Origin of the sequence: Nakamurella sp. A5-74, from assembly GCF_040438885.1 — a bacterium.
Taxonomy (GTDB): domain Bacteria; phylum Actinomycetota; class Actinomycetes; order Mycobacteriales; family Nakamurellaceae; genus Nakamurella.
The window spans coordinates 1,704,288-1,725,905 of sequence record NZ_CP159218.1 but is presented as its reverse complement, the minus strand read 5'-3'; the positions used below and the strand labels follow the sequence as shown (position 1 = coordinate 1,725,905).

Sequence of the window (21,618 nt, the reverse complement as noted above, 5' to 3'; positions counted from 1 at the left end):
TGAAAACCATACTACCGAGAGGAGGGTGGCATGAGTGGTGAAGTGTCCCGGACATCGGTGTCGGCCGATGGCTCCCGGATCGCATGGACGCAGCAAGGTGAGGGCCCCGCGATCGTCATGGTCGGCGGTGTTATGTCGTCGCGGTCACGCCCGCAACAGCCTGGGCTGGCCAGCGCCCTGTCGAGTCACTACCGCGTCCTGTCCTACGACCGCCGGGGCACCGGCGAATCCCGAACCGAGCAGCCCTACTCGGTGGAGCGGGAATTCGAGGATCTGAACTGCATGCTCGGTCTCGTCGGCCCGGGCGCCTCGGTCTACGGGTTCTCCTCAGGCGCCACGCTTGCACTCCTGGCCGCGGACGCGGGTGTGGGTGGCTCACAGCTGCTGCTGATCGAGCCACCGCTGGTATCCGATCCCGACCTGGGACCGCTGGAGGAGGCCGAACGCAGGCTGCACACAGATCGAGCCACGGCCCGCGAGTGGTTCGACGTGGAGATCACCGGCATCCCCGCGGAGATCCGAGCCCAGTTCTCGCCCCTCACCGACGAGGACATCGAGAACGCGTCCACGATGCTGCATGAGCTGAGGTTCTTGCCGGGCACCACGGCACGACAATTCGCTGCGCTACGGACGCCTGCCCTGCTCATGGCCAGCGATCACACCGCGCCCAATCTGCTCGACTGGGCTCGCGAGCTCGGCGACGCCCTGCCCGACGTCGACCTGCGCATCCTTCCGGGCCAATGGCACGGCATCGCCGACGACGTGATCGTCGAGACGATCGATGACTTCCTGGAGTCCCGCACGACGAGCAGGACAGCGGGACGAACGACACCGCAGGCAACGCGATGACCTCCCGCCGGCTGCCGCTCGAACCCGTGCTCGCGCGCGTGCTGCCACCGATCGCTGACCGCGGTACATGGCAGAGCGAGCTGGATACGCTGCTGATCCGCGAAAAGGCGCACACCCGTGAGGGTGACGCGATCGCCGCTGCACGTCGCCGACTCCCCATGGTCGCAGTACCCGCGACCACGACAGTCGTCGGCGCCGCCGGAGAGATCCCCATCCTCGACGCGTTCGAAGGACGCCGGATGCTCATCGCGTACTTCCACATGTGGCACGACGGCCAACCCTGGCCGGACCAGTGCGAAGGATGCACATTCTGTGCCTCACAGATGCAGCGACCCGAATACCTGCACTCGCGCGACATCACGCTCGCCATCTTCAGCGAGGGAACCTACGAGGAGAGCAGTCCTTACGCCGAATTCCTCGGCCACATCACACCCTGGTACTCCGCCCGCGAATCCCCTGAACTCATCGCCGGCCGCCACTTCGGATTCCATGCCTGTTACCTACGCGACGACGACGGCGGAGTCTACGAGACGTATTGGACGACAGGACGAGGCGCAGAAACCCAGCTGTGGAGCTACGGGCTGATGGATCTCACCGCGTTCGGCCGACAGGAACCCTGGGAGGACAGCCCTGACGGCTGGCCGCGTCTACCCCGGGGCCAACACCAGTGGCGGACCGACGGAAGGCCAACGGCGCACTGGGCCGTCATCGACGCCGGCTCTGTCTCGCCCGAGGCGCCTGGGCGCCCCTGAGACCTCCGGTGGGCAGACCCACGGCAGGACGGGTCGCTCAATGGGTGCAGCGACGGATCACGAGGTGGTCCATCTCGATGACCAGATCCAGGTGGCTCGTCGCAGTGAGCGGTGAACGTCCCAATGGAGCCTGGTGGACGATCTAAGCTCAGCTGCTGACATTCTGGCCGCCGGATCTTGACGGAGACAACATGCTGAAGATGTCCCTCACCGCGCTGGCGCGTCACCAGCTGGAGCTTGCCCACCGCGCGTCCAGTGGCCGTAGCGCATCCACGGTGTTCGGCGGGCACGAGCATCAACTCCGACAGACCCTGATTGCGTTGGCCGCGGGTCAAGCGATGAGTGAGCACGAGAATCCCGGCGAAGCCACGCTGCAGGTTCTCGTCGGCCGAGTACGCCTCATGGCCGGCAAGGACTCCTGGGTCGGTTTGCCCGGGGATCTGCTGATCATTCCGGATTCTCGTCACAGCTTGGAAGCATTGGATGCCGCCGCTGTACTGCTGACGGTGGTGAAGCGGACGTCGTAATCCCCCGGCCCGGATCCTTCAGGCGAGGATGACCCGGTGTCCGACATCCCGGTTTCTCGAACGAAGAGCTGTGCCGGATGCGGCTGCTCGAAGCGGTAGCTGTTCTCATCTGGCTTCGGAGGACTTTCGACGAGCATCACGACCGGCCGGCGCAGCTGGCCGGCTCGTCGTCGGATTCCGACACGGCCCGGATGATCGGAGTCGTAGTCACCTCGACGATCCGAGGGGTGCCGTCGACGAGGGTGTTGACCCGGAAGTCGGAGAGCTGCAGACCGGCGCCCTTGCCCATGGCGAGGCACATCTGCTCGACCGTCCACTCGGCTCGCAGGTAGTGCCAGCGGCCGGGCGCGATCGTGACATCAGGGGCGAACGTGCGCTCCTGCCAATTCACGGCGCCACCACGGGCGTCCTCGGGCTCGGTCGCTGTCGTCACGATCAGACGACCGGGATCGCTCGAGCCACGCACCGTCACCGGGTACTCACTCTCGTTGGTGACGATCATCAGGATCGTCATCGGCTCACCCTTGCGCATCGGGACGGTACGGCTGTACTCCTCGAAGTCGTCGGCAGTCACCCGGACGGCCGCCTCGTCCCGCGGGTCGGGGAAGAAGATCCCGGACAACGAGCCATTCGGATCCAGGACGTTCGCGGCGGCGATCGCACGGGAACGGTTGTGCGCCAACACATACCAGGTGGTCGCACCCGCCAGCAGGATCACGACGACAATCACCGCAGCCCACACGCGACGCCGGCTCCGCCTCGGGGGCGCGGCCGATGCCGGCGCGCCAGTGTCTTGCTCGATGGCCGTGGTCATCTGAACCCCCTGTGCGATGGTGCAGACATGCTCGCATGAGTGGATCAACAAGGATGCCGTTCAGGAAGATGTGTTCCTCGGCAGATCCAACGCGGCGGCAGCCGGCCGGGCGACGGAATGAGCGCCATCTGGCCAGGTCCGCTGACCGCCGGTCGGGAGAACTGCTCGCGGCCAACACTTCTGGGACCTCACTCAGAGCTCCATCGAGATGTTCCTCAAGCAACCCCCGGAACGTCGAATCGACGACCGCCTACCTCCGCAGATCGATTCTCAACGCTCACCTCCGACAGCGTGGCAGGAACAGCGCCCTGGCTGCAGCGCACCGGCTCATCCGACCCGCCCAGCGCATCGCACCCGAACCCACGCCCTCCCCCGAACTCGTGCTCGATCCACCGACCGCAGTCATCTACTCGGAAGGTGAGCACGGCACCCCCTCGGACGAGTTCCGTGCCCTCGGTCTGAACGTGGCGAACGCCCTGCAGAAGAACGAGCTCCCAGCGCCTTCCGCATTACAGGATCCGTCGTCACAGCAGCCCAACCTCATGGCCGGTCTCATGGAGATCTACGGCGGAAAACCCGTCAGGGTGGCCGAGTACATGGAGTCATCCATCAGGGAGTTCCCCTTCGCCGCAGTCGATTACACCGTCGGCTGCGCCTCAGGTGAAGACGTGCGCTGCAGTCTTCGATTCAATTACGTCGACGGGGAGCTGGTCCTGTTTCCCCTCCAGCAGGAAGACATGTCGATTTCTGCCTCGGAACTCACCGACGGCGCAACCCCTGGCTCCACCGTCACCGCAGCCCCCGACATCCCCTCCCCGGCTGCGGCTCCATCGACTGAAGTGGCCCCGCCTGAAATGATGCGTTACCCGAGCTGCCTTCGCTGAGCGCGGCTCGATCGACGTGACGGGCTTGCTGTCTGTGGTGGACCGGCACGACGATCCTGGCGGTCGTGAACATTCGGGGACGCCGGCGCGTCTGAGTTGTGTGAGCGAAACGGGGCAGGTGGTGGATCCACACGCACTGGTCGCTGCGGTCCCGCAAATGTACCGCCTCGCCCTGGCCATGACCGGTAACAGCCACGTCGCTGAGGACATCAGCCACGACCTGCTCCTCAAGCTGTGGAGCGCGCAACCCGCGACCGAGCTGACGTGGCCCTACATTCGTGCCGCCGTCGCGAACGCCGTGTACGACCAGCACCGCCGTTCCACCGACCGGCTCCGAATCCTGCGCACGAACGCCGACGAACTCGGATCGGCCAGTGACCCCACCACGGACCGCGACATCGAAGCGAGCATCGATGTGCAACGCGCACTCGCTCGGCTGCCCGGCACCCACCGACTGGTGATCGTGCTGCACTACCTCGAGGATCTGCCGTTCCATGAAGTGGCCGCGATCCTGCAGCGGCCGCCTGGGACGATCCGGCGCATCGGACGCGAAGCAGTCGGGCAACTCACCCGCGACCTCACCCCCACGGAACGGGAGAACTGAGATGACCAGTCAGCACGATCTGCAGCTGGCCGTCCGAGAGGCCTACGACCACTCCCCCATCCCCGAAAGCCTCACCGCCGCCGCCCGGGCACTCCTGAACAGCGACGGAACGAGCACCCAGACCAGCGCAGCCGAGCCCAAGCCCATCGTCGTTCGTGCACCGACACTGCGGGCGTCCAGGAAGCGAGCGGTGCTTGCTGCCTCGCTGATCGCCGCAGCGGTCGCCGCGGTCGCGATCCTGACCACCAACGTGACCGGATCGCGCAGCGACCGGGACGCCGCGCCCACCGGGGTCACACAGCCACCGGCTACGAGTGCACCACCCACCAGCACCCGTACCAGCAATCCCTCGGCCGGCGACACCCAGCCAGCGAACACCCTGGCGTCGGACATGGATCTGTTGCGCGCCATTGCCACCGGTGTGATCGTCCAACCCGATGCGGGGCCACCCACGGACAGCTCCACAGTGGTCGGCGCACTGAATTGGTCCTACACCCGCAGCCGCTCGGTCCCCGCCCCCATCACGGACGTCATCGCCTGGTACCAGACCAACGTGCCGACGGCCAGCGCCCCGCAACCACTCACGCTGATCGATTCCACGCTGTACCCAGCCGGAACAACCCCGGAACTCGCCGCCGCCCGGGACACCTTCGTGCAACCCCAGGTCGCCATCCGGTTCAGCGAGGTGAACATCGACACCACCAGAGTTGACGTGATTGCCACCGGCTACCACCGAGACGTACATCCGAAGGAAGCCTTCATCCCCGCCGCGCAGATCACCCGCACCGAGCTGAACTGGAAGCCCAACGACCCCAGGGAGGCGAAGACCCGCACCATCGACAAGGCCGCTGCGGACGAGCTCATCGACTACCTCAACCGGGCCCCGCTGAAGCCTGCACTGACCTACTCCGGCACCACCGGCGGCGCGACCTTCAACATCACCTTCACCGCCACAGACGGGCACACCTACACCGCCCATTGGGACTCAGACTTCGGCGGCGCAGGCGTCGCCCTCGACCTCGGCGCCGCCGGATCGCAACTCGTCGACCCCGACAAGGGCTTCTACGATCTCCTGCGCGAACTGTCCAGGGGCTGATCCCACCGCAAAAGCCCAGTGCGCCAGTGCTATCCGCCCTGAAACGGCGGTTGCCCCAGCTGGACGAGCACTCGAAGCCGCCCGGCGTCAAGGGGTCAGTAGTGGCGCAGCATCGACAGCGACGATGCACCATCGGTCAGGTGCAATCCGGGTCTGCTGCACGCTTCGCAGGCACCGCCGTGCTCGGTGACCCCGGTATTCGTCATGGCAGGTGAGGCACGCTGGCGGCATGAGCAGGAAGGGCAAGCACACGTCGTTCGCCGACATGGTGCGAGACGTCGAGTCCTCGCCTCGCACTGCGATGCAACCCCGACCGGGTTCTACGGGGACGTCATTGTCGACACCGATGGGTGCGTGTTCGAACTCGGGCGGGCAGACATCACTGCCGACCAGGGGTGCCGGCGACCACCGCTTCATTCCGGTCTTGGATGACTACGGCACTTTGAATGTCGACATAGTTGCAGCACTCCGAAGTGGCGCCGCCGACCAGATCGCCGCCGGTGAGCTGGACGGCGCCGCCCCGCCTCTTGCGGCGCCTGTCCGGCTGGAGTGCGGTAACGCGTTCGGTACCGGGCCGGGCTGCCGACGTGGTCGCGGCTGCGCATGAGCGTGGCGTCAACCTGGGCCCGACCACCAGGTGGCCCATTGCAGCGGCGACCGCTGGCGCACCTGAATTCGGATTCAGGTGCATCAGCGGTCGCCTCCGGCTAGGACGAACCCGGGGACGCACACGCCGTGACAGTCGCCCGATCAGGCGCGTCGTGGGCGTCCGCCAAGTCCTGCGAGTTCGAGACCGGGAATACGGGTAGGTGAAGATCGCTCACCGGTGTGCGCGGCGCCGGAACAGCACGGCCGCAGCCGCAAGGATCGACAACATACCGGTGGTCAGCAGGACGGCCCGCCCGGTGTCACCGGCAGGGCCCTGCGCGGCGGTACTGCCGCCTCCGGTGTTCGGGGCGCCGACGGGCATCGCCCAGCCACCGAAGTCGTGCTTGGCGAGCCATCCCGCGACGTCGGAAGAGAACAGATCCGCAGTGCGATGCAGCGCCACAGCGTGGCCGGTCAACGGGATGGTGACAGCAGTGACGTCGGTGCTGCCGGTCAGCAGCCCAGCCTGTTTGTCGGCGGTGACGGGATAGATCGCGTCGGCGCCACCGATCAACACGAGAGTCGGAACGCTGATCTTCGACAGGTTCTTCAGGTTGGTGGCTGCGGCCGTCTTGTACGACAGCACGTCGCCGCAGGGGTCGCGGCTCCGCAGGCCGGCGGTCGCGTCGACGACGGACGGATCCGCGTTGTTGACGTAGAAGTGCGCTTCGATGAATTTCTCCGGGGTCTGCGCGCCGAAGTAGACGTAACCCTCAGGGCCGGTGGTGCCGTCCTGTTTCTGGCCGCCCGCTTGGCACTCCTGGGTGGCTACGGCCAGTGCGCCCTTGGCTGCGGGACTCACGTCGGTGTCGGAGTACGACAACACCATCAACCCATCGATGTCGCCGAAGCTGTACGCCTCAGCCTGCGCGATCAGGCCGCCGACCGAGTGTCCTGCCAGCACGACCTGCCGGAACTTCGGGCTCTGGATCCCGTCGACGGTGTAGGAACCGGCCCGCAGCTGCTGCACGATCTGGTGGGCGATGTCCGCCCGGGACCCGAAACAGATGTCCTTGCCGGCAGGTTTGCCGCTGCTGCCGTAGCCGAGACGGTCGATGGTGACGGTGGTGTGACCTGACATCGCCTGGCTCTCGGCGAAGTTGTAGCCGGGCACCGCGTCGAAATTCCCGAAGAACTCCCCGTAACTCAGACCGTGCAGCAACACGGTGACAGCCTGCGGATCGGTGAACGACTGGACCGGCGCGGTGATGTGACCCCGCACCGTGTACGTCTTGCCGTCCGCCGCGCACTCGATGGCGGAACGGTTGACGTTCTGCACGGTGAACGACACCCCGAACTGGCGAACGGTGTCGTTGCTCGAGACGGTGTCTCCCGGAGAGGCCGACGCGGAGACACTGGTGGCCAGGATGGTCAGGGGCACCGCTGCCGCAACGAGCGCGGACCGGGCCAATCGACGGATGGATGGGCGAGTGATCATGAGTCCTCCGACGCGGCGCGTGAGCACAAGCCGCGATTGGTTCGGAAAGGGCCGTTGGCTGGACCCTCCGCATGCAGCCACGTCTTGCAACGCTGCCACTCCGGAAGTTCGAAACTGAACCCATCACGGATGGGCCTGTCGAGCAACACATCGACCCGGCCCAGGATCTGCACACCCTCGGGGTCGACCTGGTCGTACCACACCAAGGAATCGACGGCCTTGAAGAGCCCGAGTTCCACCGGTCCAACTCCCCGAAGTGGCGGAGGAGCTTTCGGCGGATGGCCCAATCCGTTGCGAATGTCCGTCGGCACCTTGAGAAAGTGCGAGCCATGATCTCGGCGCTCTGCATCGCGACCTATGGGACAGTGAGCGGATGCCGGCGGCCGAACAGGAGCGTTTCGAAAGCTTCGTGCGCTCCTCCGACCAGTCGATGTGGTCGACAGCGGCGCTGATCATGGGGATCCGCGGCTTCGGCTCCCCCGAGGCGCGGGCGGCGGCCGCGGAGGTGCTTCGGATCCTGGACCTCGAGACGTCCTCCGATCTCGGGCCCCTGGATCCCGACGTCGTGGCCTCACAAGCGACCGCATCCATGATTCAGGTCGCTGCACTCCTCGGGGGCGAGGAGCAGCTGTGGGCGAGCCAGTCCGACGAGGCCCTGCTCGCGCAGGGGAGAGCCAGCGCCCAAGGAGCCGCACAGTTGGCACGGCAAGGCCTGATGCTGCCGGGGTTGGCGGAAGCCTTGGGCATCGTTGACCATCCGCGGGTGCTCGATGTCGGCACCGGCGTCGGGGCGATGGCGGTGTTCTGGGCTGAGCAGTACCCGCACATCGCGGTGGTAGGCATCGACGTCCTCCCCCGAGTGCTCGCGCTGGCTGCGGCCAACGTGAGCGCGAGCACGGCCGGGGGCCGAGTCATCCTTCGGGAGCAGGACGTCAGCACGTTGGATGAAACGGACACGTACGCGTTCGCTTGGATGCCCGCACCGTTCATCCCCGAGCAAGCCCTTCGCGAGGGCGTCCGGAGAGTCGTCGACGCGTTGGTCCCCGGCGGCTGGTTGACGCTGGGGCACGGCAAGTTCTCGGGTGACCCCCTTGAGGACGCACTGAACCGCTTCAAGACCATCTCCTACGGGGGAACGGCCCTGGACAACGACCAGGCAAGTCAGCTTCTACTCAACGGCGGACTCAGCGAGATCACTTCCGCCCCGACTCCGCCGGGCTTCCCTGCCTTCACCATTGGACGAAAGGCCGTCAAGGGCTGACCTCGGATGATGCTCACAGGCGTTGGCCTCTCTGCGTCTCGGGACCTGCCCGGAAACGCAAGCTCTCCGACGACACGGTCTGGCCGGAGGAAGGGCCGGAAACTTGACGATCCGCTTGTATTTTGCAAGTGTTGACCGCATGAGCCTCTTCATCACCTGTCCGGTCGAGAGCGTCGAGCGTGCGACCGCCTTCTACAACGCTCTCGGCTGGACCCTCAACACCGAGATGTCAGATCACAACGTGTCGTGCTTCGCGATCGGACCCGAGCAGCACGTCATGCTCGGCAGCCGCGAGATGTACGCGAGCGTCGGCGGAGTCGAGGAGCTGGTCGGCGGACCCCACACCCCCTCGAAGGTCACGGTCTCCTTCGATCTCGGCAGCCGTGAGGCGGTCGACGAGCTCGTCGAGCAAGCCGGCGCCGCCGGCGGCCGGATCGGTGACACCGACGACTACCCCTTCATGTACCAGCGTCAGTTCGATGACCCCGACGGATACCACTACTCGCCGTTCTGGATGAAGCCGGACGCCGATCCGACCACGTGAGTGACCTCGCCGCGGCCCTGGACGTCGTGGGAGCACGGTGGGCTCTGCTCATCGTGGAGCGGCTGCTCGACGGGCCGCAGCGCTACGGCGATCTGCAGCGCAATCTCCGAGTGCCGACGAACATGCTCGCAACGCGCCTGCGTGAGCTCGAGGCGGCCGGCGTGCTGTCCCGGCTGCCCTTGCGGCACAACACCCGGGCCTACGCGCTGACCGATCGCGGTTTCGCTCTGCGTGAGGCGATCGTCGCGCTCGGACGATGGGGCGAGGAGAACGAGTAGGTGCGCCGTGCTCGCGCGGCGCGCGAAGCCTGTGCTGACAGGGCGTCTCAACAACCCAACGCCTACTGACGACAAGGGTCGGTCCAGCGCATCCAGGTCGCAGCCGGCAGTATCACGTCCGCGACGCTCGCAGGTGGTAGCCGATGTCGTCGATCATCGTGGCTCCCTTGCTGAATGAGCACCCGACTGGGACTCGGAACGATTCAGACAGCTACGCGCTCTCCCCGCGGCAAGAGACATCCGAGTACGTGATCGGTCGCTACTCCCTGTTGTTGGGGGCAGCAGCTGCAGTTTCCCTCGTCGTCGAAAGGGCGCGTGGAATCATGCCTTGGACGTCTGTCATCGTCGCGGTCCTCGCGTGGGTCGGGGTCGTCCTCGGCAAGTTCGTGGGGGCGGGCGCGGGGACGTACCCGTGGCTGATCCCGGCGGCTGCTGTGGTCGCTCTGGTAGCCGTCGCTGTGCCGGGGGCGCACCGAAACGCTTCCGCCTGCACCGCCAGCGTCCTGGCCCTCGTGACCGGGATCGGACTGCTGGGACTCGCCTGACAACCCGACCCCCGCCAGCGCTGAGAGGGATCCTTGCCCGTAGCGGTCGACTCGTTCGGGCCCAGTCGAGCTCGAATCCGATGCCGTTGTACCGGTGGGCCCGCTGCTGCAGCTGGGTCGATGGACCGTCCCGATCGGGTTGTTCCTCCTCGACCTGGCAGCGGCAGGAGGCCCATCACCTTCCACCGGCTACTCACGGTCGGTGCGCGGACGCCACGGGTCGTGTGTGTGCGTGAGCCAGACCGATTCGGGCTGCAGCGCCACGATCAGGCGCTGCCCGTCGGTGCGTGGCTCGTCGAGTTCGCCGAACCAGACCGTCGCATCGCCGCCGATGACGATCGGTGGGCCGCCGGTGTTGATGACAACGATCTGAGTGCCGGGCGTGTGACCGGGCGCAGGCAGAAGCTGCACCCCGGGCAGCAGTTCGAACTCGCCGTCGACCGGTATGTACTGCGCGCCGGGAGCGTCGACCCAATCGCGGATCGTGTAGTCGTCCAGGGTCAGGGCGTCGTCGAGCTCCCGGCGCTGCACATAGATCGGCGTGCCGGCGAACAGATGGTTGTTGCCGCAGTGGTCGAAGTGCAGATGGGTGTTGACCACGAGGTCGATGCTGCCGAGATCGATGCCCCAGTCGTGGGGCGGACGAGGTCGCGGGTCGAGGTCGACGGTCAACGGATGCAGCTCCCTGATGCCCGTGTCGATGAGCACCCGCGCATCGGGATGGTCGATGACATGGGCGTACACCGGCATGCGCTCGCCCCCGATGCCGAGATCCGCGACGAGCACGGGTGTGACGGTGATGCTCATGACGTCTCCACTGTCCCTACTGACTGCACCGTGTCGAGGGTCATCGGCAGGCCGAAGTGCGGGAGAACGGAGCGGTCGAAGTTGACGACGTCGGCGACCGCGCCGTCCCGGAACCGCAGACTTTCGAGCGTCAGGGCGGCGTAGTCGGAACCACCCGGAAGACGCACGTAGACGGCCACGGCGGGCTGACCGTTCGCGCGGGTCTTGACGCAGCGCACGCTGCCGAACGCGTCGGAACCGAAGCCGCCCTCGGCCCAGCACGTCACGACAGCCTCCTTCCCGACCCACATACCCGGCTCGGGCGGCATCGAGAACCGCGCGTCCTCGTGCAGCAGCGCGGCCAACCCCTCGAGATCGACACGTTCGGTGCAGTCGACGTACCGCGCCAGGAGGGCCTGCTCGACCGCGGTCGCGTCGGCGCGCCAGTCCCCGCGGTCCTCCGGCAGCGCGTGCCGCAACCCCCCGCGAGCGCGCTGCAGAGCGGAATTGACCGACGCCACCGTCGTCTCGAGCAGGACCGCAGTGTCCCTCGCGGAACACCCCAACACCTCGCGCAGGACCAGCACGGCACGAGGAAGCGGCGCAAGGTGTTGGATCGCGGCGATGAATGCGAGCTCGACCGTCTCGCGGCTCAACGCGACGTCCTCCGGTCCCTCCCGATGATCGGGCAGCTGCGCGAGCAGGTCGTCCGGATAGGGCTGCAGCCACGCGACCTCCCCGTCCGCAGACGGACGCCGGGGTCGCTTGTCCAGTGCGTCCAGGCACGCATTGGTCGCGATGCGGTACAGCCAGGCGCGGACGGACGCCCGCCCCGCATAGGTCTCGCGGCGGCGCCACGCGCGCAGGAACGCCTCCTGCACCAGGTCCTCCGCGTCGTCGAACGATCCGAGCAGGCGGTAGCAGTGCACGTGCAGTTCGCGGCGGTGCGGCTCGACGCGGGCGCCGAAGCTGCGCTCGTCGAGTGTGGTCAGGTCGTCGGTATCGATGTTCATGTCCTATATGACGGCACACACATGGGGAACTCATCATCGCGCGTCGAGCAGGCAGCATCACTCGAGTCGTGCGTCCGATCGCGGACGAGCCCGCGCCGGCGGGAACCGAACGTCCATGCTGGTGCAGGTGCACGTTCGCTGCGGCCCCGGCTGGATCGGACGCACTTCTTCGGACTGGGATCCTAGGTCTCTCCCGGTGATGGACCAAGACCGCTTGCAGAGCATCCTCGCCTTCGGCCTCGCCGTGGTGGTGCATCTCGCGGTGGTGATTGTTCGGCTCAAGGCAGCCGAATCCAGCTTCCCGGCCCGCGTGACCGATCAACACTTCCTCAGCCGGTGCCGTCCGAGCGGGGCCGGACGAGCTCCGCAGACGTGGCAATGGTCGCGAACCCACCGGCCGCCAGGTTGAGCGCGGTGGTGAGCATGAGTTCGGTCGCGGTCCGGGTGATCCGCTCGCCGTCCGGCAACGTGGTCGTCATGTCGAAGGTGCGGGTGGCGTCCAGCGCGACGGTGACGAGATAGCCGAGGTTCCCGGCCATCCGAGCAGTGGTCTCGACGCACATGTTCGTCTGGATCCCGCAGAGCACCAGCTCGGCGATCTCGCGCTCCTGCAGCCAGGCATGCAGATCCGGATCACCGTAGAACGCCGAGTTCACCGACTTGGTGACGAACAGCTCGGCCGCACCCTCGTCCAGGAACGACTGCAACCTGTTGCCCTCGGAGCCGGTGAACAACGGCGAATCCACGTGGACGGAGTCGTGGCGTACCAGCACCACAGGACCGCGGTCCTGGGCGCGCCAGCAGCTCACCAGGGCCTCGATGTTCGACTCGGCCTGCGGGTTCACGCTCGGCCCCCAGAACCGGGTGTCGGAGAATCCGTCCTGGACGTCGATGACGATGAGGGCGCACGGCGCCGCGGGGAGTGTCATGGTTCCATCACAGTCGGCCACTGCGGTGGCCACCAGCGTGCCGACCGACAGCAACCGACAAGATCCGGCCGCACCCTCATTCGCAGCGCGCGAGGGCGGCGATCACCAGATCCCAGAACCGATCTGCGTCCACCGATTGCGCGACGGCGGTGCGCAGCTCGGCGCCGCCGCGGCCGTAGAAGTCGCAGACCGTCATGCCCGTGGTGTGGGTGCCGGCGAGCTCGACCTCGACATGCGCGGGACGGGTGGTGAGCAGGTCCGGATCGATCACTGCGGCGACCGTCACGGGGTCGTGCACCGGCGGTGCGGTGAAGCGGTACTCGTGGGCGTACGCAGCGGTGTAGAACTCCAACATCGCCTCCACCATCCGCGCCGACGTCGTGTCCACCGCGCGGATCCGTTGCCGCACAGCAGGAGTGGCCGGCACCTGGTGCGTGGTGTCGATGCCGACCATCGTCACCGACCACGGAGCGGCGAAGACCGCCTGGGCCGCTTCGGGGTCGACGGCGATGTTGAACTCGGCGGCGGCCGTGATGTTGCCGAATCCGTCGCCACCACCCATCAGCACCACCTCTCGCACCCGCTCGACGATGGCCGGTTGCTTGCGGATCGCCAGCGCGATGTTGGTGAGCGGTGCCGTCGGCACCAGCGTGATGGAGCCGGGCTCGTGTGCCATCACCAGGTCGATGATCAGGTCGACCGCATGCCGATCATCAAGCGGCACAGTGGGTTCCGGCAGCACCGGCCCGTCGAGGCCGCTCTCGCCGTGGATGTGTGCGGCGACGAACGGCTGCCGGACCAGCGGTCCGCCGCAGCCGGCGGCGATCGGGACCCCGGATATTCCGGCGAAGGTGGCGATGATCCGCGCGTTGCGGGTGACCTTCTCGATCGTCTGGTTGCCGGCGACCGTGGTGATCGCCAGCAGCTCGATGTTCGGGTCGCCGTGCGCCAACAGGATGGCGATCGCGTCGTCATGCCCGGGATCGCAGTCGATGATGATCTTCCGCGGCGCCGGGTGCGCCACTGTCCCGACCGCGGTCATGCCCACCCGTCGGCGTTGCTGCCGGTGGTGTGATCGAGCTCGGTCCGGTGGGTCCAGTCGGACCCGGTCCGCTGGGCGAAGGCTGCGGGCGCGACGTACAACAGCTCCTCGGCGCCGAGATCCCAGGTCCCGGCCATCGCCGACGGATCGTCGGCGACCCGCTGCCAGGTCTCGCGCCCGGCCACCACCACCGCGAGACGGGCGTAGAGGAAGACCTCCTTGGACAGCGGGAACGCGGGACTGTCGGGACCGTCCGCGGTGTCGCGGATCGGCTGCGCCATCCGGTCCCGCGAGTCGAGTGCGTACAGCGCCGTCGCGAGGTGGTCGGCGAAAGAACAGATGGCGGCGCTGCGGAGTTGGGCCAGCGTCTCGATCAGCGCGGCGAAGCCCTCGGGCTCGGCGCGGCCGCCCAGCTCGGCGACATACTGCCAGAACTGTTCCGGAGTGAGTCGGGTGGCCGGATCGGTGGCACCGAGTTCGTCCCCGGAGCCGGCAGCAGAGTCGTCGGCGGGCTTCTCGGACGGGACGGTCGCTGTCATGGCGTCATTCTTCCGCATCCGGGGCCTCGCCCGCAGCCACCCCCGCGGGCCCACCCAAGGTCTCCCGGAGCAATGCCTTGATCTGCGGGATCCGGGCTGGGGCCATCGACAGCTCGCCGACCCCGAGCCGCACCAGGTCGACCGCGAATGCGTCCATGCCGGCCATCTCGCCGCAGACCGCCACCGGAATGTGAGCCGCTGCCGCTGCCGCGCACAGCTGCTCGAGCAGTCGGCGGATGGCGATCGATCCCGGGTCGAGCAGATCGGCCACCCCTGGTTCGGTCCGGTCGGCCGCCATCGTGTAGCTGGTCAGGTCGTTGGAGCCGACCGAGAAGAAGTCCACCAGGCCCGCGAATCCGTCCGCGGCCAGCGCCGCCGCCGGGACCTCGACCATGATCCCGACCTGTTCCGGCACGGCGAACTCCAGACGGTCCGCGCGCAGCGAATCGACCGCCGACGCGACCGCTTCCCGCCACTGCTTGGCCTCGTGCGGCACGGTGACCATCGGCGCCATCACCGAGACGTGGTGTCCGAAGGACGCCCGACAGATCGCCCGCAGCTGGGTGCGCAGGATCTCCGGGTTCTCCAGCAGGAAACGCAGACCCCTGACCCCGAGGAAGCCGTTGCGTCTGGCATCGACGTCCAGCGTGGCCAGCGGTTTGTCGCCGCCCACGTCGAGGGCCCGGATCACGACGGGCCGGTCACCCATCGGATGCAGGATCTCGACGAGGTTCGCCGTCTGCAGGTCCTCGTCGGGATACTCGTCCCGATCGAGCACCAGCAGCTCGGTCCGCAGCAGCCCGATACCGTCAGCACCGTTGTCGACCGCCGCGATCGCATCCGCCACCGATCCCACGTTGGCGGCCACCAGGACCTCGCGACCCCCGGCCAGCACGACCGGTCGACGGGCCTCACCGCGCAGCCGCTCGGCGACCGCTGCCTGCTCGGCGATGGATGAAACTATCTCCTCCCGCTGCTCGCGCGGCGGATCCACCAGCACCGTCCCGGTGTCGCCGTCGACGACGAGGGTGGTTCCGGTGGCCACCGACTGCAGGACGTCGCCGGAGCGGATCACCATGGGCAGACCGAGGCCGCGAGCGACGATCACGGCATGGGCGGTCGTCGAGCCGGTGGCCAGCACCGCGGCGACGGCGCCCCGCCCGACGAGCTCCGGGATCTCGGCCGGCCCCAACTCGCCGGCCAGCACCACTGCTCCGCGGAGGTCGTCGGGGATCCGGTCCAGGTGCACACCGAGCTCGCCCAGGACGGCGACGCCCGCCTCCCGCAGATCGATCCCCCTGGACGCGATCAGCTCGTCGTCACTGGCCTCCAACTCGCGGGAGATCTGGACGACGGTGTCCCACCAGGCGGCGGGAGCGCCGCGTTCCAGCTTCTGTTCGGTGAGCGCCCGGAGTTTCGGATCGGCCACCAGCGCCGCGTGTGCTTGGCCGAACTCACCTTGTCCGGCAAGGGTTTTGGCCGCCGCTGCGATCGCTGAGTCGAGCCGGTGCTCCTCGATGTCCCGGTCCCTGCCGGTCCGCGGCGCAGGATCGGCCGTGGCCGGGAGCGTCTCCGGCAGTGCATCCAGCCGCGCGAGCGGGCCGATCGCCCGGCCCGGTGATCCCGCCGTCGCGGTCACCACTCCGTCCACCATCCGAGCGGACGGTTCGGGTCGGGTCACCACCGTGGCCGCACGATGATGGGCGATCTCGCCGAACCCGCCGCGGACCAGCTTCACCAGCCGGCCCAGCACCAGGATCGCGTCCGGCCCCCAGACGTTGATCCTGACGTCGTCGCCGCCCCGTACAGCCAGGCCCACCACCCCGAGCACCGAGCGCAGATCCACGGCGGGGCCACCGGGACGCCCGATCCGGACCGTTGCGGAGGTACCGGCGAGCGACCTGGCCAGTTCCGCGGCCGGGCGGGCGTGCAGTCCCAGCGGGTTGACGACTTCGACGTCTGCCGAGTCCGGGATCCCGGCGGGAATGTCCGCGTCGTCCTGGTCCGCACCGAACCCGCCGGACGGAACACTTGAGCCCCCGGCAACTTCCTCTCCGGCACCCTCGTCACCGGCAGCGACCTGCTCCACCGCCGCGGCGCCGTCGGGTCCTGCGCCGAAGGATCCGATCGCCGAGCGGGCCGAAGCCGCGACCGCCGCCCGGTCGCCCGCACCCTCGGCGGTCACTGCAGCAGCGATGGTTCCCTCGACGAGCGGAGCGTCGATCACGGTGATCCGGTCGGCATCCTGCGGGTCGAGGAACTCCACCGCCGTCTCGGTCGTCAGCACGGCCGACCCGAGGTCGTACAGCACCACCGTTCCGTCCGGATTGTCGGCGCGCTGCAAGGCATCCGAGATCAGCTCGAACGATGTCCCCAGACCGCCGTCGTCGCCACCGCCGGCCGCCAGGATCGTGACCGACGGCGCCATCTGCGCAGCCAGCTCAGCGACCCCACGCGCCAACGCCGCACTGTGCGAGACCAGGACGAGGGCGACGGTCATCTCGTCTCAGCTGCCGTTGGCTGCCGCTGCCAGTGCCCGCAAGAGATAGGCGACGCTCTGCGCGCCGGGGTCGACATGCCCGATGGACCGTTCGCCCAGATAGGAAGCACGGCCCTTGCGAGCCTGCAGCGGCTTGGTGTCCAGGGCGCCCTGTTCGGCAGCTGCCGCTGCGGCGGCGAGCACCGCAGACACGTCCTGGCCGTCGGCGGCGGCCGCGGCGGCCGCCTCGACCGCTGGGCTCAGTGCGTCGACCATGGTCTTGTCCTGGGCCTCGGCCTTGCCCCTGGCCACCACACCGCCGCGGGCGGCCGCAAGCACCGAGGCGATGGTGGCGGAGTCGAGCTCGGCCGCGTCTCCGGCGGCCGTCGCGGCCCGCAGGAACCCGGTCCCGAACAGCGGGCCCGAGGCACCCCCGACGGTGGAGATCAACGACGTGGCCACCAGCTTGAGCACCTCTCCCGGGGTACCCGGGTGCTCGCTGTCCAGCTTCGCCGAGACGGCTGCGAAGCCTCTGGCCAGGTTCTCCCCGTGATCACCGTCGCCGATCTCCCGGTCCAGCGCTGTCAGCTCCGCGCGCCGCTCCGCGATCACCGCAGCGGCCGCCCGCACGGCGGCGATGGTTGATTCGGTCGTACAGCTCATCGGTCTCCTCACACTCCCCAACGCAGTGCAGCGGTCTGCACCGGCGCGTCCCACAGCTCGGTCATCTCATCGTCCAACTGCAACAGCGTGATCGACATGCCCTGCATCTCGAGCGACGTGATGTAGTTGCCCACCAGTGACCTGTCCACCTCGATCCCCCTGCCCGCCAAGAACTTCCGTGCCGAATTGTAGGCGAGGTAGAGCTCGATCTGCGGGGTGCCGCCCAACCCGTTGACGAACAACAGTGTGCTGCTGCCCGCGGTGAACGGCAGGTCGTCGACGATCGCGGTGAGCATGATCGACACCAGATCGTCGGCGGGGGCCAGCTTCATCTTCTCCCGACCTGGTTCGCCGTGGATGCCCACCCCCATCTCGATCTCGTCGTCGCCCAGGCTGAAGGACGGTTCACCGGAGTGCGGGACGGTGCACGGTGCCAGCGCGAGACCCATCGACCGCACACCGTCACTGACCCGTTGGGCGATGGCCGCCACTGCAGCCAGGTCGTCGCCCCTGGCCGCCGCGGCTCCCGCGATCTTCTCCACCAGCACCGTTCCGCCGACCCCGCGACGTCCGGCTGTCCAGGTCGAGTCCTTGACCGCGACGTCGTCGGCGACCAGCACGGTCTGCACCGCGATCCCCTCCGCGTCGGCGAGCTCGGCCGCGGTCTCGAAGTTCAGTACGTCGCCGGTGTAGTTCTTGACGATCAGCAGTACTCCCGCGCCGCCGTCGACCGCCCGGGCAGCGGCAGTCACCTGGTCGGGTGTCGGCGAGGTGAAGACCGGGCCGGGCACCGCGGCGTCGAGCATGCCGGCACCGACGAACCCGCCGTGCAGGGGCTCGTGGCCGGACCCGCCGCCGGAGACGAGGGCCACCTTGTCGGCCACCGGGGCGTCGGCGCGGGTGATGAAGTCGGGCGCGTACGACACCGAGATCAGCTCAGGGTGCGCAGCTGCCATCCCCTGCAGGGCCTCGGTGACGACGGTGGACGGATCGTTGATGATCTTCTTCACGCTGACTGTCCTGTTCCGAGAGCTCCGGCTGGGAGCACCTCTGAGGGGTACCGCACGACGGTGGACGGCCGGCCCGCGGGTCGCCTGAGGATGATCTTGCCCGGATCCCGTCCCGACGACCAGAGGAGGGTCCCGGTAGCTCACCGGATCCACTGGATCGCACCGTTCGCCCTTGCACCGGCTCGCGACGAGTCGTCAGGATCGCTGCTGGTAGACGTCGGGAATCCCGTCGCCGTCGTCGTCCCGCTGCTCCTGCTCGGCCAGCAGCCGGTACCGCCGGCTCCGGCGGAACAGCACGACCGAGGCCACGAGCGCGGACAGCACCGTTCCCACGAGCACGGCGGTCTTCACCGCCTCGCCGGCAACGGGGTCGCCCACGAAGGCGAGCTCGCCGATCAGCAGGGACACCGTGAAGCCGATCCCGCCGAGCATCGACATGCCCAGCACGTCCCACCAGGACAGGTATCCGGGGAGCCGGCTGCGCGTCAGCTTCCCGACCAGGTAGGTGGTGAGCATGATGCCGATCGGCTTGCCGAGCACCAGTCCGAGGACCACCCCGATGGCGATCGGATCGGACAGGGTGCGTCCGAGTTGCTCGGCGCCGCCGATCGGAACGCCTGCCGCGAAGAAGGCGAACACCGGCACCGCGAGCCCGGCAGACAACGGGCGCAGCCGGTGTTCGAAGTGCTCGGCGAGCCCGGGTCCGGCGTCCGGCCCACCGGCAGCCTCGCTGCGCAGCACCGGCACGGTGAAGGCCAACAGGACCCCCGCGACCGTGGCATGCACCCCGGACGCGTGGACCAACGCCCAGGCGGTGACCGCGAGTGGGATCAGCAGGTACCAACTGCGGACCCGCCGTTGCACGAGAACGCCGAAGGCCGCGATCGGCAGCATCGCCATGGCCAGGTACGCCAGGTGCAGTTCTGCGGTGAAGAAGACCGCGATGATGGTGATCGCCAACAGGTCGTCCACCACCGCCAGCGTGAGCAGGAAGGTACGCAGCGCGGTGGGCAGCTGCCTGCCGACGACCGCCAGCACGGCCAGGGCGAAGGCGATGTCGGTCGCCGTGGCGATCGCCCAACCCTGCGGGCGACCACCCGGCAGGACCGCGTTGACGACGAGGTAGGTCGCGATGGGCAGCAGCATGCCGCCGATCGCGGCAGCGACCGGTGTGAGCGCACGACGGACGGTGCGGAGATCTCCCGCGACGAACTCACGCTTGAGCTCCAGCCCGGCGACGAAGAAGAACAACGCCAGCAGGCCGTCCGCCGCCCAGGTGCCCAGCGACAGGTCGAGGTGCAGGGCGGAGGGGCCGATCACCGTGTCCCGCAGCGCGGCGTAGCTCGCGGCCAGCGGGGAGTTGATCCAGACCAGCGCGATCACCGCACCGAGCAGCAGCAGGACGCCTCCGACCGTCTCGCTCCGGAGAAGCGTGGCGATACGGCCGGCCTCCGGCCAGCTCCCGCGGTCGAACAGGGTGAAGCCGGATCGCTCCTGCATGCTGGGTCCCCACTGGGTCGACGGGCCGGACGGACACTCGGTGTCCATCGTCGCCGATCAGGATCCGAGCGGAGCGCTCGCCTCGATCGACGCGGTCCCGTGCCGACCAGTCTTCCCGGCACACCCTGTTGATCATAGCAACTCACCGTAACGACAATCCACTGGACCGCACGAGTGAACACAGGCCCAGAAACTACTCGAATCGGACTGGAGGCCCTCTCCATCATGCGGGGATCGCGCTAGCCTGATGCATCGCCACCAGCACCGTTGCTGGTGGCGTGCTGGATCCGGAGGTCGGCCGACCGACGATCCTGCAAGAAGTGAATACTCGCTCGTCGGAGCGACGGCTTGACACCCACAGTGATCGATGATGCCCTTCGGGCACTTCCACGTTCCCTCGGACGAGTGAGGACCAGCACATGAGAGCCGAGCCGACTGCGCTGCCGTTCCTGCGTCGTCGCGAGCGGAACCTGGCTTCCCACCACCTTCCCTGGCCCAGGGGCGCGGCCACCGGAACTCCGACGCCACCCCTGGACATCGGCGCCGGCCTGCAGGTCCGCGCGGCCAGCGTGTACGACCGCTCCGTGTTGCGCACCATCTCGATCGAAGGGCGTGCGGTCGAGTTCAACGGTCTGCCGCCCGAGCTCGCCAGCACACTGCTCGGCATGCAGTACGTCGCCGCCGTACGACACCGGGCCCTCTGCTGGCCGCGGGCGACCGATCATGTGATCGACCACCACCACGTTCCGGCGGGTGTCGTCACCACGCTGGTGACGAGGTCCGAGTTCCGACTCATCGACATCGGTCTGCTCCCCGGGTTCCGCGGCCAGGGACATGCGGTGGCCGTCATCCGGGCGATCGCCCAGAGCGCCGCTGAGCGCGGTCTCCCTCTGCACTACCGCGCACGGACGTCGTTCATGACGGCGTCGCTGATCCGCCGGCTCGGTGCCGAGATCGTCGCCGAGGGCGCCAGCTACCTGGAGTTGCGGCACCCGCTGACCGGAGTTGCCGAGCGCAGCCCGCTCCCGTCGCCGGCCAGATCCCCCGAGGACGCCGACGTCTCGCCCTTCCTCGGTGAGATCCGCCAGTGGCACCAGGGGGACCCGCCACCGGGTTGGCAGTGGTGCGACGGCAGTCGGCTCTCCGTCACCGATCATCGCGAGCTGTTCGACCTGCTGGGTAACGCGTTCGGCGGGAACGGTGTCGACACCTTCCGCATCCCGTCGCTGTCCGGCACCCATCCGCTGCACGGCGCATTCGTCATCGCCGTCGATCCCGAGCGTGACCGCGCCCTGTCCTGACCACTCGTTCGAGGGGTTGTCCACACCGGAGGTGCGCACACCGGGCCGGACCCGCCGGGATGCGCTAGTTTTCCCTGCAAGGGACCTCACTGCGCCGCGGAAGGGTGCCCGGAGTC

General features: G+C 68.0%; 22 protein-coding genes. 11 read left to right on the top strand and 11 right to left on the bottom strand.

Annotated elements, in window-relative coordinates:
* The first annotated feature begins 30 nt into the window (after positions 1–30).
* The 3 genes from ABLG96_RS07910 (at position 31) to ABLG96_RS07900 (ending at position 2,128) form a co-directional block, all read left to right on the top strand.
* A complete protein-coding gene (locus ABLG96_RS07910; RefSeq protein ID WP_353650819.1) occupies positions 31–849 on the top strand; it encodes an alpha/beta hydrolase in 819 nt (272 codons plus the stop codon).
* Positions 846–1,601 carry a DUF899 family protein gene (locus tag ABLG96_RS07905; RefSeq protein ID WP_353650818.1) on the top strand — a complete coding sequence of 252 codons (756 nt, stop codon included), beginning with the start codon at positions 846–848 and terminating at the stop codon, positions 1,599–1,601. The genes ABLG96_RS07910 and ABLG96_RS07905 overlap by 4 nt, the downstream gene beginning before the upstream one ends.
* A 191-nt stretch (positions 1,602–1,792) precedes the next feature.
* Complete coding sequence (locus tag ABLG96_RS07900) at positions 1,793–2,128, top strand: cupin domain-containing protein (RefSeq protein WP_353650817.1); 336 nt, start codon at positions 1,793–1,795, stop codon at positions 2,126–2,128.
* A 136-nt stretch (positions 2,129–2,264) separates the two neighbouring features.
* Here the strand turns inward: ABLG96_RS07900 and ABLG96_RS07895 are convergent, their stop codons facing one another.
* Positions 2,265–2,858: a hypothetical protein gene (locus ABLG96_RS07895; protein ID WP_353650816.1), complete on the bottom strand. Its 594-nt coding sequence runs from the start codon at positions 2,856–2,858 to the stop codon at positions 2,265–2,267.
* A 464-nt stretch (positions 2,859–3,322) separates the two neighbouring features.
* Between ABLG96_RS07895 and ABLG96_RS07890 the strand changes: the two genes are divergently transcribed.
* From ABLG96_RS07890 to ABLG96_RS07880, 3 genes are all read left to right on the top strand, one after another.
* Positions 3,323–3,826, top strand: a complete 504-nt coding sequence (locus tag ABLG96_RS07890; RefSeq protein ID WP_353650815.1) for a hypothetical protein — start codon at positions 3,323–3,325, stop codon at positions 3,824–3,826.
* A 157-nt stretch (positions 3,827–3,983) separates the two neighbouring features.
* Positions 3,984–4,430 carry an RNA polymerase sigma factor gene (locus ABLG96_RS07885; protein ID WP_353650814.1) on the top strand — a complete coding sequence of 149 codons (447 nt, stop codon included), beginning with the start codon at positions 3,984–3,986 and terminating at the stop codon, positions 4,428–4,430.
* 1 nt (position 4,431) lies between these two features.
* The gene (locus ABLG96_RS07880) at positions 4,432–5,526 is read left to right on the top strand and encodes a hypothetical protein (protein WP_353650813.1); all 1,095 of its coding nucleotides are present in this window, start codon (positions 4,432–4,434) and stop codon (positions 5,524–5,526) included.
* An 820-nt stretch (positions 5,527–6,346) separates the two neighbouring features.
* Here the strand turns inward: ABLG96_RS07880 and ABLG96_RS07875 are convergent.
* Complete coding sequence (locus ABLG96_RS07875) at positions 6,347–7,612, bottom strand: alpha/beta hydrolase (RefSeq protein ID WP_353650812.1); 1,266 nt, start codon at positions 7,610–7,612, stop codon at positions 6,347–6,349.
* A 373-nt stretch (positions 7,613–7,985) separates the two neighbouring features.
* Between ABLG96_RS07875 and ABLG96_RS07870 the strand changes: the two genes are divergently transcribed.
* The 4 genes from ABLG96_RS07870 to ABLG96_RS07855 all read left to right on the top strand — a co-directional run bounded on the left by ABLG96_RS07870 (position 7,986) and on the right by ABLG96_RS07855 (position 10,240).
* Positions 7,986–8,873 (top strand): class I SAM-dependent methyltransferase, encoded by an 888-nt coding sequence (locus ABLG96_RS07870; RefSeq protein WP_353650811.1) that lies wholly within the window; start codon positions 7,986–7,988, stop codon positions 8,871–8,873.
* A gap of 139 nt (positions 8,874–9,012) precedes the next feature.
* Positions 9,013–9,417, top strand: coding sequence for a VOC family protein (locus ABLG96_RS07865; RefSeq protein WP_353650810.1), 405 nt, complete (start codon positions 9,013–9,015; stop codon positions 9,415–9,417).
* Positions 9,414–9,695: a helix-turn-helix domain-containing protein gene (locus ABLG96_RS07860; RefSeq protein ID WP_353650809.1), complete on the top strand. Its 282-nt coding sequence runs from the start codon at positions 9,414–9,416 to the stop codon at positions 9,693–9,695. Before ABLG96_RS07865 ends, ABLG96_RS07860 begins: the two co-directional genes overlap by 4 nt.
* Positions 9,696–10,018: 323 nt before the next feature.
* Complete coding sequence (locus ABLG96_RS07855) at positions 10,019–10,240, top strand: hypothetical protein (protein WP_353650808.1); 222 nt, start codon at positions 10,019–10,021, stop codon at positions 10,238–10,240.
* Between the two features lie 189 nt (positions 10,241–10,429).
* On the opposite strand, the gene ABLG96_RS07850 is transcribed toward ABLG96_RS07855, so the two are convergent.
* From ABLG96_RS07850 to nhaA, 9 genes are all read right to left on the bottom strand, one after another.
* Complete coding sequence (locus ABLG96_RS07850; protein WP_353650807.1) at positions 10,430–11,047, bottom strand: MBL fold metallo-hydrolase; 618 nt, start codon at positions 11,045–11,047, stop codon at positions 10,430–10,432.
* A complete protein-coding gene (locus ABLG96_RS07845) occupies positions 11,044–12,039 on the bottom strand; it encodes an RNA polymerase subunit sigma-70 (protein ID WP_353650806.1) in 996 nt (331 codons plus the stop codon). The genes ABLG96_RS07850 and ABLG96_RS07845 overlap by 4 nt, the downstream gene beginning before the upstream one ends.
* 329 nt (positions 12,040–12,368) lie before the next feature.
* Positions 12,369–12,968 (bottom strand): cysteine hydrolase family protein, encoded by a 600-nt coding sequence (locus ABLG96_RS07840; protein ID WP_353650805.1) that lies wholly within the window; start codon positions 12,966–12,968, stop codon positions 12,369–12,371.
* 76 nt (positions 12,969–13,044) lie between these two features.
* Entirely contained in the window at positions 13,045–14,010 is a 966-nt protein-coding gene (locus tag ABLG96_RS07835) for a nucleoside hydrolase (RefSeq protein ID WP_353650804.1), read from the bottom strand.
* Positions 14,007–14,549 (bottom strand): DUF4240 domain-containing protein, encoded by a 543-nt coding sequence (locus tag ABLG96_RS07830; protein WP_353650803.1) that lies wholly within the window; start codon positions 14,547–14,549, stop codon positions 14,007–14,009. The genes ABLG96_RS07835 and ABLG96_RS07830 overlap by 4 nt, the downstream gene beginning before the upstream one ends.
* A 4-nt stretch (positions 14,550–14,553) precedes the next feature.
* The gene (dhaM, locus tag ABLG96_RS07825) at positions 14,554–17,049 is read right to left on the bottom strand and encodes a dihydroxyacetone kinase phosphoryl donor subunit DhaM (protein ID WP_353650802.1); all 2,496 of its coding nucleotides are present in this window, start codon (positions 17,047–17,049) and stop codon (positions 14,554–14,556) included.
* Between the two features lie 6 nt (positions 17,050–17,055).
* Complete coding sequence (gene dhaL, locus ABLG96_RS07820; protein ID WP_353650801.1) at positions 17,056–17,691, bottom strand: dihydroxyacetone kinase subunit DhaL; 636 nt, start codon at positions 17,689–17,691, stop codon at positions 17,056–17,058.
* Positions 17,692–17,699: 8 nt separating this feature from the next.
* Entirely contained in the window at positions 17,700–18,701 is a 1,002-nt protein-coding gene (gene dhaK / locus ABLG96_RS07815) for a dihydroxyacetone kinase subunit DhaK (RefSeq protein WP_353650800.1), read from the bottom strand.
* Between the two features lie 195 nt (positions 18,702–18,896).
* Positions 18,897–20,201, bottom strand: a complete 1,305-nt coding sequence (gene nhaA, locus ABLG96_RS07810; protein WP_353650799.1) for a Na+/H+ antiporter NhaA — start codon at positions 20,199–20,201, stop codon at positions 18,897–18,899.
* A gap of 419 nt (positions 20,202–20,620) precedes the next feature.
* Between nhaA and ABLG96_RS07805 the strand changes: the two genes are divergently transcribed.
* Positions 20,621–21,502 carry a phage tail protein gene (locus ABLG96_RS07805; protein WP_353650798.1) on the top strand — a complete coding sequence of 294 codons (882 nt, stop codon included), beginning with the start codon at positions 20,621–20,623 and terminating at the stop codon, positions 21,500–21,502.
* The last annotated feature ends 116 nt before the right edge of the window (positions 21,503–21,618 follow it).